The 12,304-nt window shown below is 58.3% G+C and carries 6 protein-coding genes and 1 tRNA gene; 3 read left to right on the plus strand and 4 right to left on the minus strand.

Translation table 11 applies throughout. The features are described 5' to 3' along the window. Window positions 1–152 precede the first annotated feature (152 nt). From ABVN21_RS25740 to ABVN21_RS25750, 3 genes are all read left to right on the plus strand, one after another. On the plus strand, window positions 153–2,507 hold the full coding sequence (locus ABVN21_RS25740; RefSeq protein ID WP_339554832.1) for a glucose/quinate/shikimate family membrane-bound PQQ-dependent dehydrogenase: 2,355 nt from the start codon (window positions 153–155) through the stop codon (window positions 2,505–2,507). A 184-nt stretch (window positions 2,508–2,691) separates the two neighbouring features. Beyond that, window positions 2,692–3,345 (plus strand): hypothetical protein, encoded by a 654-nt coding sequence (locus ABVN21_RS25745; protein WP_339554831.1) that lies wholly within the window; start codon window positions 2,692–2,694, stop codon window positions 3,343–3,345. A gap of 84 nt (window positions 3,346–3,429) precedes the next feature. Continuing rightward, a complete protein-coding gene (locus ABVN21_RS25750; protein ID WP_339554830.1) occupies window positions 3,430–4,083 on the plus strand; it encodes a peptidase M41 in 654 nt (217 codons plus the stop codon). Between the two features lie 59 nt (window positions 4,084–4,142). Here the strand turns inward: ABVN21_RS25750 and ABVN21_RS25755 are convergent. The 4 genes from ABVN21_RS25755 to dnaG form a co-directional block, all read right to left on the minus strand. Further along, window positions 4,143–4,219 (minus strand) — tRNA-Ile (locus tag ABVN21_RS25755). Window positions 4,220–4,234: 15 nt separating this feature from the next. Further along, window positions 4,235–7,981: an EAL domain-containing protein gene (locus tag ABVN21_RS25760; protein ID WP_339554829.1), complete on the minus strand. Its 3,747-nt coding sequence runs from the start codon at window positions 7,979–7,981 to the stop codon at window positions 4,235–4,237. 126 nt (window positions 7,982–8,107) lie between these two features. Then, window positions 8,108–9,955 carry an RNA polymerase sigma factor RpoD gene (gene rpoD / locus ABVN21_RS25765; protein ID WP_339554828.1) on the minus strand — a complete coding sequence of 616 codons (1,848 nt, stop codon included), beginning with the start codon at window positions 9,953–9,955 and terminating at the stop codon, window positions 8,108–8,110. 67 nt (window positions 9,956–10,022) lie between these two features. Next, window positions 10,023–11,993 carry a DNA primase gene (gene dnaG / locus ABVN21_RS25770; protein ID WP_339554827.1) on the minus strand — a complete coding sequence of 657 codons (1,971 nt, stop codon included), beginning with the start codon at window positions 11,991–11,993 and terminating at the stop codon, window positions 10,023–10,025. Between the last annotated feature and the right edge of the window lie 311 nt (window positions 11,994–12,304).

Raw genomic sequence — 12,304 nt, forward strand, 5'->3', positions numbered from 1 at the left:
AAGCATGTTACAGGCAGTTTCCACACGGCGCCCGCGATGGATCCTTGAACTAGCCTCACTACCGTTCATGCCATTTAACCTGCGACAATTTGCCATAAGTAACCAGGTGGTACATTATTTCGCGCTTGTCACAAATGGGGAAAATTTCCGACATGAATAATTCTGGGGCTGCCGCCGGCGGCAAATGGTTGATTGCGGGACTGGGTGTCCTGATTGCGCTGATCGGGCTCGGGCTGGCCGGTGGCGGTGGCTATTTGATTACGCTCGGCGGCAGTTGGTATTTCCTGCTGATGGGCCTGGCAATGCTGGTCTCCGGGCTGATGATTGCTCGCCGTAAACCCGCCGGTGCGTGGTTATATGGCGTTGCACTAATCCTGACCGCGATCTGGGCCGTGTGGGATGCCGGGCTCGAATATTGGCCACTGGTATCTCGTGTGCTGACTTTTGCCGTGATCGGTCTGGTCGTCGCGCTGATTTACCCGATGCTGGTGCGTGCGTCGGGCGCTTCTGCAGGGCGTGGTGCATACGGCTTGGCTGGTGTTCTCGGCGTCGGTGTCGTCGCAACGATGGCCTATATGTTCGTGCCGACCCACGTGGTCAAGGCCACTACCGAACCTGCAGTGACGCCGGTTGCACCAGGCACCGAGCAGAAAGATTGGGCCCATTGGGGCAACACCACTGCCGGCAACCGCTTTGCCGCGCTGGACCAGATCAACAAAAGCAACATCGACAAATTGCAGGTGGCCTGGACCTTCCGCACTGGCGACATTCCGCAAAGCACCGGCGCCGGTGCTGAAGACCAGAACACCCCGCTGCAAATCGGTGACACGGTCTATACCTGCACCGCCTACGGCAAAGTCTTCGCGCTGGATGCCGACACAGGCACGCAGCGCTGGAAGTTCGACCCGCAAGGCACTGCACCGAACTGGCAGCGTTGCCGTGGCCTGGGCTATGCCGAAACCCCGGCGCCTACGGACGCTCAGCCAACTGCCTGTACGAAACGTCTGTTTCTGCCGACCGGCGATGCGCGTTTGATCGCCATCAATGCCGACACCGGCGAGCCATGCGAAGAATTCGGTAACAAAGGCACGGTCGATCTGACCACTGACATGGGCGAAGTGAAGCCTGGTTACTACCAGCAAACCTCGACCCCGCTGGTCGCCGGTGATGTGGTGATCGTCGGTGGCCGCGTGGCCGACAACTATTCCACCGGCGAGCCGCCGGGTGTAGTCCGTGCCTACGACGTGCGTAGCGGTGAGCTGATGTGGGCGTGGGATCCGGGCAATCCGAACACCACCAAACGCCCTCCAGCGGGTGAGACCTATACCCGTGGTACGCCGAATGTCTGGTCGGCGATGTCCTACGACGCCAAGCTTGGGCTGGTCTATCTGCCAACCGGCAACGCCACCCCGGACTTCTTCGGCGGTCAGCGCACCGAGTTCGACGACAAGTGGAACTCGTCCATCGTCGCCATCGACGTGAAAACCGGTCAGGTGCGCTGGCACTTCCAGACCACTCACCACGATTTGTGGGACTTCGACCTTCCGGCACAACCGCTGCTGTACGACGTGCCGGACGACAAGGGCGGAATGGAACCGGCCCTGGCGCAAGTCACCAAACAGGGTGAGATCTTCCTGCTCAACCGTGAAACCGGCGTGCCAATCGCCCGCGTCGAAGAGCGTCCGGTGCCTCAAGGCAGCGTGCCTGGCGAACGCTACTCGCCAACCCAACCGTTCTCGGTGGACATGCCGTCAATCGGTAACAAGACCTTGACCGAATCCGACATGTGGGGCGCCACGCCGTTTGATCAGCTGATGTGCCGCATCCAGTTCAAAGGCATGCGCCACGAAGGCGTCTACACGCCACCTGGCATGGATCGCGCCCTGCAATTCCCGGGTTCTCTGGGCGGCATGAACTGGGGCAGCGTCTCGGTCGATCCGAACACTAACTACATGTTCGTCAACGACATGCGCCTGGGCCTGGCCAACTACATGATCCCACGCGACAAAATCGGTGCCGGAGCCAGCGGTATCGAAATGGGCGTCGTTCCACAGGAAGGCACACCGTTCGGCGCCATGCGTGAACGCTTTCTTTCGGCGGCCGGCATTCCGTGCCAGAAACCACCGTTCGGCACCATGTCCGCCATCGACCTCAAGACCCACAAACTGATGTGGCAAGTCCCGGTCGGCACCGTGCAAGACACCGGCCCGTTGGGCATCCGCATGCACCTGCCGATCCCGATCGGCATGCCGACCCTCGGCGCATCGCTCGCTACCCAGTCCGGCCTGTTGTTCTTCGCCGGTACCCAGGACTTCTACCTGCGTGCCTTCGATACCGGCAACGGTAATGAGATCTGGAAGTCGCGTTTGCCAGTGGGCAGCCAGTCGGGTCCGATGACTTACGTTTCGCCGAAAACGGGCAAGCAGTACATCCTGCTCACCGTGGGCGGGGCGCGTCAGTCGACGGACCGTGGCGATTATGTGATTGCCTACGCTTTGCCTAAATAAAGCCTGGGCCCCCAGGTACGAAAAAGCCGCGCAATGACGCGGCTTTTTCGTGGGCGAAAATCGAGGGGGAAAAAACAGCGCCACTTCAGGATGCGTCTGACAGACGTTGCAGGTCCACTTGCTGATCATTGAGCCTTTCCGTGGCGTCGGGTCATGGAGAGTTTTGTGAAGGTGCCAAGGGCGAATGGAAAGGGTCTCGTTCGATGTTGATCACGTGTACTGCATATCTCTGAAATTGCGCCATGACCGGCGGCGGTTATTCCAAAGCACGGTAGCAACGCTCATTTCAAACCCGATCGAGTTCTTCATTGCACAACGCTGCAACGACCCGGTCCGAGGTTGTTACGAATCACATCAGGCACTGGCCAAAAAAGTCCTGGCCGAAGGTTGGCAACGAGTGTTGATTTTCGAAGACGACGCCAAACCCTACAGGCTTCCTCCGACACAGGTGTGCTGGGTCAACCGGTTTATTCGCCAAAACAGGTTTGAAGCGTTACACCTGGGGTACAGCATGGGGCGAACGTGGCTGACCTGGTTCCCGTTCATTGCCCGTGGCAACGTGGTGGCGTTGCACGCCTACATCATCTCCCGCGAGGGTTGCAGAGTGCTGGCTCAAACGCCCTATGCCGGGGAGCCGATCGATGTCTTGTTCAAACGGCAGATCAAACAACACTGCGTGTTTCCCATGCTTTTTCGCCAGCAAGCGGCGGCAGTGACAGGCAGCGACATCGAGGCGCTCGCCATGAATGAAGATGAATGGTGGGAACGCAACTGGCAGAAACACAAACTCTCGGTGTGGAAAAACCTTTGGCGAACGGTGTTTAGATTGAGGTTTTAATGATTGATCCTGAGCCCACATCTAGTCTGTGATGTAAGGCAAAGAAGGAATGCTCAATCTACGTCATGACGCGAGGGGATTTCCATGACGAAGAAAATGCCTCCTGCTGTACGCAATCGTGCATGGGAGATTGCCCATCACGAAATGGGCCATTACGTAGTTGCCCGTGCCTTGGGTTTTGCCACGGGCAACGTGAGCCTGACCGTGACCATGGACCTAAGGCATTCCGGCGGGGCATCAGTCAGCATGGTGCGGGCTATTTCGACAATAGACGCCATGAAGCATCATCTGGAGGCCCGAGTGATGGTCCTCCTGGCTGGCGCGATGGCGCAGACACTGCCTTCAAGATATTCAGTCGGACGAAGCGTCGACAAGTCGAAAGCTGCAGCGATCCTCAAGGGTGAGCAGGGGGCGGAACAGGATTACGCAAAGATCCGGGAGCTGCAGCATCTGCTGCGCAATATCCTCTACCCCGAAACCGATCCGGCGTCGTCTGAGCTCATAGCTGCTGAGCTTAAAACACTGACGGATCGTGCATGGCAGCGGACCCAAGACATCGTAGAGGAACTATCGGGAACCATTATCGAATTGGCAGCGGTCTTGGTGGACGCCATGGTTATCGTTGAGCAGTGGGGGCGGGCGGCAGATACATACGAGGTTGTGCTGACGGGGCAGACGCTTGAACGTCTGCGGGCAGTGCAAGCTATACCTTCGTTACATTACGAGGACTGCCAGTGACGGTGATACCGTTCGGCAGCCGGATACGAAAAAGCCGCGCATTGCGCGGCTTTCTTGTTTGGTGGGCCCACACGGACTTGAACCGTGGACCAAAGGATTATGAGTCCTCTGCTCTAACCAACTGAGCTATAGGCCCTCAGTAGGTCGCGGATTATAACGACGGTTTCGCGGCTGTGCTATCCGAAAAGTCTGAAACTGTTATGCGAAGAAACGTCGCGGCAAATTCGTCGGGCGGCAGGGGCACGCTGACGATATAGCCCTGGATCTGCTCACAACCTTCGTCGGCGAGGAATTGCTGTTGCGCCTGGGTCTCCACGCCTTCGGCAATCACCGTGAATTGCATGCTGCGGCCAAGGGCGATGATGGCGCGAACGATGGCTGCGTCGTGGGGGTCATCCGGCAGGCCGCGAACGAAGGACTGATCGATCTTGAGAATGTCCAACGGCAGACGCTTGAGGTAACTCAGTGAGGAATAGCCGGTGCCGAAGTCGTCAATCGCCAGTTGTACACCCAGGTGCTTGAGCTGATGCAGCACCGCCAGCGCTTCCTCAGCCTGGCTCATGATGAAGTTTTCGGTGATTTCCAGTTGCAGGAAGTCCGGTTTGAGGCGGTTATCCTTGAGCAATTGTTCTATTCGACCAAGCAGGTTGGGTTGGCGTAGCTGAGCGCCTGCAAGGTTGACGGACAGCGGGCCGAGCCCCTCGTAGGTCAAGCTCCACTCACGCATTTGCCGGCAGGCAGTCTCGAGCACCCAGTCGCCGATTTGCAGGATCATGCCGTTTTCTTCGGCCAGGGAGATAAAACGTTCCGGCGGAATGTCACCCAGGGTCGGATGACGCCAGCGAATCAGCGCTTCGGCGCCTACCAGGCGATAGTCGTTAAGGCTGATCTTCGGTTGGTAGTAAAGATGCAGCTCATTGCGCTCGATGGCGCGTCTCAGTTCATGTTCCAGCGCCACCCGCTCGCTGGCTTGTGCGGTGAGATCGCAGGTGTAGCTTTCGACCCGGTTGCGGCCCTTGGCTTTGGAGCGGTACATCGCTGCGTCGGCGTTTTTGATCAACGTGGCGACGTCGCAGCCGTCCTGTGGATAAAGGCTGGTGCCGATGCTGGAGCTGATGAAGAACTCATGTTCACCGGCCTGGAACGGTGCGGTAAAGCAATTGAGCAGTTTGGTAGCGATGTTGTCGGCGTCGGCAGGTTGCTGCAGGCCCGGTAGCAGGATGATGAATTCGTCGCCACCCAGTCGCGCCACGGTGTCGATATCACGCAGTTGCTCCTTGAGACGCACGGCAATGCCCTTGAGCAGCAGGTCGCCGACCGGGTGGCCAAGGCTGTCATTGATGTGTTTGAAGCGATCCAGGTCCAGGAACAACACCGCGCCCTGGCCGCCGTGTTCTCGCTGGATATTGAGCGCTGTCTGCAAGCGACTCTCGAACAGTGTGCGGTTTGGCAGGCCGGTCAACGGGTCGTGGTGTGCCTGGTAGTCGAGTTTGGCCTGGGCATGTTTGAGGCTGGAAATGTCGGCGAACACGGCCACAAAGTGGGTGATGAATTTATCCCGATTGCGCACGGCGCTGATGGTCAACCAACTCGGGTACAGCTCGCCATTCTTGCGTCGGTTGGAAATCTCGCCTTGCCAATGACCTTCGGCGGTCAGTTGATGCCACATGGCCGCGTAGAACGCGCTGTCGTGCAGCCCGGAGGCCAGCAGGCGCGGCGTGTGGCCCAGCGCTTCGCTTTCGCTGTAGCCGGTGATCTCGGTGAATGCACGGTTGACCGCACTGATGTGTTGTTGGGTATCAGTGATTAGCACGCCCTCGGCGGTACTCTCGAATACGGTGGCGGCCTGTTGCAGTTTTTCCTGCATCATGTGGCGCTCGGTGATGTCCCGGGCGATGGTCAGCATGCAGTCCTCGTCGCCAATCGGCAGTGGACGGCTGGACACCTCACAAAGGCGGATTTGCCCGTCGCTGCGGCGGATATGGCAACTGAAGTCACGGACAAAACCGTCCCGATGCAGCAGGTCGAGCATCTGTTTGCGCTCGTTGAGATTGACCCAGATGCCCAGATCCAGGGCCGAGCGATCTACCGACATGGCGCTATTGAAGCCGGTAATGCGGCTGAACCCCTCGTTGACCTCCATCAGCAGCCCGTCACTCTGCCGCGACAACAGCAAGCCATCGGGCGAGGCGTGGAAGGCCTTGGCGAATTTTTCTTCGGAGGTTTGCAGTTGCTGTTGGGTTTCCTTGAGTTGCGTGATGTCCCGAACGACGACCACCAGCGCCGGAGTGGTGTCGAGGTCAAACGGTTCGGCCGAGATCAGGCCGGTAAATACCTGGCCATTGCTGCGACGAAAGGGCATTTCCAGGTTGCGGATGCTGCCGGCCTGTAATCGCTGCAACAGGCCTGGCCCGACGCCGGGTATGCCCCAGATGTTCAGGTTGGTGGCGGTTTGGCCAATGACGTCTTCGGCTCGCAGGCCAATTTGTTCTTCGAACGCTTCGTTGACTTCCATCAGGCAGCCGTCGGAGAGTCGCGCGATCACCAGAATGTCGGGACATTGCTGGAATACTGAGGCAAATTTCTGTTCCGACAGGCGCAGGGCTTCTTCGGTGCGTTTGGTCTCGCTGATATCGATCATGAGCCCGCGCATCACCGGTTCATGGCCGTGCTCGATCAGGCTGACAATATCGCGCACCCACAAGCAGCGCCCGTCAGCGGTGATGACCCGGTAATCGAGGCTGTGATCGCGCCCGGCCAGTACTTCGTGATCGCAGAAACTCTGCGCGCGTGTGAGGTCGGCGGGGTGAATGATGTTGCGCCAGAAACCCGGAATCAGCCAGTGGGACAGGGGATAACCGAGTAGATCCTCAGCGTGGGGCGACACATAGCTGTAGGTGTAGTCGCTCATCCGCGCTTCCCAGGCGATGGCCGAAAGGCTCTCCACCAACCCGCGGTAGTGGTACTCGCTGCTGCGAAGTTCCTGTTCCAGGTCCACTCGACGGGCGATTTCCGAACTCAAGCGGCGGTTGATCCGAATCACCACCGCCAACACGATCATCAGCAGGAGCAAACCGGGCAGGCCGTAGACCAGCAGGTCGGACCAGAAGGTTCGATGATCCAGGACGTTGCCGACCCATTGCTCCTGAATGGCGCTGATTTCGGCTGGAGTCATGTCCGCCAGGACCTTGTCCAGAATGCCAACCAGCATTTTGTTCTCACGGGGCACTCCCATGGCCAACTGGTAGCGATACGGGGTTTCACCGCTGACATACAAGCCGTCAAGCTTGAGCTGGCGCAGGCTCCACACACTGGAGGCGAGATCGCCCACCACGGCGTCGACTTCATCAGTTGCCAGTGCCTGCAGCGCCGAGCTGACGTTAGGCATTGCCACCAGATTCAAGTCGGGATTGTGGGTGCGTAACAGCTCATGGGGCGCATAGTTTTCCACCACAGCGATTTTCAGTCCGTACAAATCCTCGATTTTGCGTGGCTGAGGGCCTCCGACGTGAGCAAGTATGACAATCGGAAAATCCAGGTAGGGGCGGGTGAATGCCAGATAGTTCTGGCGTTCCGGGGTCGACATGATGCCGGGTAACAGATCCAGCCTGCCTTGTTTGGCCTGCTCCAGCACAACCGACCAGCTCACAGGCTCGATGGGTGTGAGTTTGACGGCCAGTCGTTGGCGAATCTGGTCGATATAGTCCGCTGCAAGGCCCTGATAGTGTCCCTGATCGTCGCGAAACTCAAAAGGAGGCCATGACGCATCCACACCTAGGCGCAAGTCCGGGTGGGCTGCAAGCCAGCTACGTTCTTCGTCGGTCAGAGTCAGCGCGCCAGCCGTTGCAGTCCAGTTCATCAGCGACAGCAAAAAAAGCACGGTCGGCAGTCTGGGCATAACGGTCTCGTTATGGCTCGGGGGAATGCTTCGAGTGTAGACGGGCAAATCGGCGGGAGGGGCGTAGCGCAGGGGTTTTTATCTGCATAAAAGCAAAACCCCCGGCCTGGGCCGGGGGTTTTGTGATCACTCGTCGAGGAAGGAGCGCAGATGCTCGCTTCTCGTCGGGTGGCGCAGCTTGCGCAACGCCTTGGCTTCGATCTGACGAATCCGTTCACGGGTCACGTCGAACTGCTTACCAACCTCCTCGAGGGTGTGGTCGGTATTCATGTCGATACCGAAGCGCATGCGCAGAACCTTGGCTTCACGGGCAGTGAGGCCGGAGAGAACTTCGCGAGTCGCTTCTTTAAGGCTCTCAACGGTGGCAACATCGATTGGCGACTGCATGGTCGAGTCTTCGATGAAGTCACCCAGATGGGAGTCTTCGTCATCACCGATCGGGGTTTCCATGGAGATCGGCTCTTTAGCGATCTTCAATACCTTGCGGATCTTGTCCTCAGGCATTTCCATGCGTTCGCCCAGCTCTTCCGGGGTCGGTTCGCGGCCCATTTCCTGCAGCATCTGGCGGGAAATACGGTTGAGCTTGTTGATCGTCTCGATCATGTGCACCGGAATACGGATGGTGCGGGCCTGGTCGGCGATCGAGCGAGTGATCGCCTGACGGATCCACCAGGTGGCATAAGTCGAGAATTTGTAGCCGCGACGGTATTCGAACTTATCTACCGCTTTCATCAAGCCGATGTTGCCTTCCTGGATCAGGTCGAGGAATTGCAGGCCACGGTTGGTGTACTTCTTGGCGATGGAGATCACCAGACGCAGGTTTGCTTCAACCATCTCTTTCTTCGCGCGGCGGGCCTTGGCCTCACCGATCGACATGCGACGGTTGATGTCCTTGATCTCGGCGATCGTCAAACCGGTTTCGGTTTCCAGCGCCGTCAGTTTCTGCTGGCAACGAATGATGTCCGGCTGCACGCGACCAATGGCTTCGGCGTATTTGCTCTTGCCTTTGGCCAGCGCGTCGGACCAGCTTTCGTCGACTTCGTTGCCCGGGAACTGGCGCAGGAAATCGGCACGAGGCATGCGAGCATCACGAACGCAGAGCTGCATGATTGCGCGCTCTTGCTGACGCAGACGATCCAGGGCGCTGCGAACACGCTCGACCAGGCCTTCGAATTGCTTCGGGACCAGTTTGATCGGCATGAACAGCTCAGCCAGCACCAACAGTTCGGCAATCGCCGCCTTGTTGTTGCGACCGTGCTTCTTCAGCGCTTTGCGGGTGATTTCCATCTGATCGGCAACAGCGCCAAAACGCTGTGCAGCGATAACCGGATCCGGACCGCTTTCGGCTTCTTCTTCGTCATCCGAAGCTTCGGCGTCATCGTCGTCTGTGTCGTCGTCCGCTTTCACGGCTTTCGGGTCGATCGGCGGTGGCACTTCGGCTGCAGGCGGCGCAATGCCGTCGTCCGGGTCGATATAACCGCTCAGGACGTCGGACAGGCGGCCACCTTCGGAGGTGATGCGGGTGTACTCGGAGAGAATATGATCAACCGTGCCAGGGAAGTGCGCGATTGCGCTCATCACTTCACGGATGCCCTCTTCAATACGTTTGGCGATTTCGATTTCGCCTTCACGTGTGAGGAGCTCTACAGTACCCATTTCGCGCATGTACATGCGCACCGGGTCGGTAGTGCGACCAATGTCGGTCTCGACCGCTGCCAACGCAGCTGCTGCCTCTTCGGCCGCGGCTTCGTCGGTATCGGCGTCGGCCAGCATAAGGGAATCCTTATCTGGCGCAACCTCGAATACGTTGATCCCCATGTCATTGATCATGCGGATGATGTCTTCCACCTGTTCCGGATCTGAAATATCCTCCGGCAGGTGGTCGTTGACCTCCGCGTAAGTCAGGTAGCCCTGCTCACGACCAAGTGTGATCAACTCTTTGATACGAGACTGCTGTTGCGCTTTTCCGGACATAACACCCTATCCACTGAAGGTCTTGGCGGGCAAAAAACAAGCCGAGGATTATACCTGAGCTATGACCTCACGCGCCAGTTGAGGTCGGGTTTGATGCGGAAACATTCTGTTTTAAGAGGTCGCGCATCTGCTTTGCTATCTGAATTTGCTCTTCAGCCGTCAATCCCGGCTGCCTTGCTTTCTTAATCAGTTCATCGAGGGTCTGCGTATGCTGACCTGCGGATAACCTAGTAATGGTGTCTAAAAACTGTTGTTCAAGGTTATCGCCGTCAATTAGCCATTCCTTTTCTGCGAGTGCTTTCAGCAGGCGTCCTTGTTCTGTGCCGTGCCAGCGAGCCATCAGCTGAATAGAGTTTAGCTTAGGATTTTTTTGCACGGCCTCGATCAATGCGATGAGCACCTGAGCATAGGTGTTGCTCGCGTTGGCAAAATGATCGGCACTTTCAACTTTTCCGGCCAGCTGTGGGTGGTGGATAAGCGTACGCAATGCGATAAGCGTCGGAGCTTCCACCGCCACCGGTGTGCGCGGGGCATACGACTCATCGCGATCACCGCGCTTGCCGTTTTTGCTCCAGGGTTTTTTGTCCCATTTCTTGCCGCCGGCGCCGGGTTTCTTCGGCGTCCATTCCTGTTGGGGCGCGTAAGCCTCCTGGGGCTGATGGAGGTCGGCGTAGTCCGGCATGGCGTCGTAATCCATGCCGGGGTCATAGGCTGGCGGCGCATCCTGAGGCGCGCTGTGTACCAGTTGGCTGACCGCTTCACCGCTCAAGCCCGTGATTTCCAGCAGGCGCTGGCGCATCAGGGTACGCAAGTTTGCGCCCGGCACTTTGTCGATCAGCGGCGCGGCGAGCGTGGCCATGTGCGCCTTGCCTTCAAGTGACCGCGGGTCTGCTTCTTCGGTCAGTTGCTGGAAAAAATAATCAGCCAATGGCTGAGCGTGCTGGTTGATGCGTGCGCGGAAGGCGTCAGTGCCTTCGGAGCGGACCAGCGTATCCGGGTCTTCGCCTTCGGGCAGGAACAAAAAGCGTGCGCGTCTCCCGTCTTGCAGGCTCGACAGCGTTGCTTCCAGTGCGCGCCACGCGGCGTTGCGACCCGCCTGGTCGCCGTCGAAGCAGAACAGCACGCTGGGCACGACGCGAAACAGTCGTTTCAAGTGCTCTTCGCTGGTGGCGGTGCCCAGGGTCGCGACGGCATTGCGCAGGCCTTGCTGGGCGAGGGCGATGACGTCCATGTAGCCTTCGACGACGATGATTTCGTCGAGGTTGCGATTGTTCTTGCGCGCCTCATACAGGCCATAGAGTTCCTGGCCTTTATGGAATACCGGGGTTTCCGGCGAGTTCAGGTATTTCGGCTTGTCATCACCCAGTACCCGGCCGCCAAAGGCAATGATACGGCCGCGGCTGTCTCGGATCGGGAACATCACGCGGTCACGGAAGCGATCGTAGCGTTTGCCGGTTTCGGCGTTCTCGATCAGTAAGCCGGCATCGATCATGGCTTTTTGCTGCAAGGTATCGCTGCTCAAGTGCTTGAACAGATTGTCCCAGCCGGGTGGTGCGAAGCCGAGGCCGAAATCCCGGGCTATTTCACCGGTCAATCCGCGACCTTTCAAGTAATCCACCGCAGCTTTGCGAGATGGATGGCTTTTCAGGGCCTGCCGATAAAAGTCGGCAGCGGCGGTGAGCAGCGGGTACAGCGGCGAATCAGTCGGCTGCCGCGGCTTGTGCGCCCGGCCGCTTTCCTCGCGGGGAATTTCCATGCCGGCGGCTTTGGCCAGTTCTTCGACGGCCTGGACGAAGTCCAGGTTATCGTGGTCCATGATGAAGCCGAGGGCGTTACCGCCAGCGCCGCAGCCAAAACAGTAATAGAACTGCTTGTCGGGGCTGACGCTGAAGGAAGGTGTTTTTTCTTTGTGAAACGGGCAGCAGGCGGTGTGGTTCTTGCCGGCTTTTTTCAATTGCAGGCGCGAGCTGACCACATCGACGATGTCGGTGCGGTTCAGAAGGTCGTCAATGAAGCTCTGGGGAATTAGCCCGGCCATGGCGTTCTCGTCATCTGCGCTGAAAGGGACCCGGAACGAAGGGCGGCCGAACGCGGGTCATTGCTTGAGGCGCGCAAGGTGTGCGGCTCGACCAGTGTCGTCTGCGTAATCGCTATCGGGAAGTGTATCTGCCGAAAATCCACTGACGTTAATACCAATCAGTATTCGACTATTTGAAAGTGTTGCGCTGAATCCGGCTGCGACCAGGCAAGTGGTCTCGGATAGCTCACAATCTGGCACGCAAGCGGTGCCTTGGGCTGATCGTCGTGAGAGGAATCAGTGGGTGTGCTCGTCAGTAGCCTTGAAAGGCT

Origin of the sequence: Pseudomonas sp. MYb327 (genome assembly GCF_040438925.1) — a bacterium.
In the GTDB taxonomy this organism is placed as follows: domain Bacteria; phylum Pseudomonadota; class Gammaproteobacteria; order Pseudomonadales; family Pseudomonadaceae; genus Aquipseudomonas.